The organism is Helicobacter mehlei, assembly GCF_003660265.1.
Classification (GTDB): domain Bacteria; phylum Campylobacterota; class Campylobacteria; order Campylobacterales; family Helicobacteraceae; genus Helicobacter; species Helicobacter mehlei.
Genome location: NZ_QXQP01000094.1, coordinates 1 through 401 on the forward strand (window position 1 = coordinate 1; position 401 = coordinate 401).

1 pseudogene is annotated in these 401 nt (G+C 35.9%); it reads left to right on the forward strand.

Annotated features, from left to right (window positions below):
• Positions 1-401 (forward strand): annotated as a pseudogene (locus EAO36_RS08390) (transposase); the annotation flags it as partial.

Consider the following 401-nt stretch of genomic DNA (forward strand, 5'->3'; position numbering starts at 1 on the left):
TTTATGGACCATTGTATCACCTTACATAAGAGGCATTATAGACTTTTAAAAAACACTTAAAGCCCTACACCTTGCAAAAACACATCACTAAACTAAAGAAAACAGCACGCTTTGCTTTTTTGAAAACTTTGGGTTCTCAAACCTTGCAAGACATCACAAAAAGAATAGACAAAACCTACAAAAAGTTTTTTAAAAAGCAGGGCAGACTCCCTAGATTTAAAAAGGTAGCTAACTACTTCCTAAAAATAAAAGGGGCACACGCCGTGAAGTGGTGTGCTCGAATAACCGCATTGCATAGAAAAATTAAAAATCTCAGAACAGACTTTTTCTACAAGCTAGCCAATAATCTAGCCAAACAATATACCACGATTTTCATTGAGGACTTGAACCTAAAGGGATGG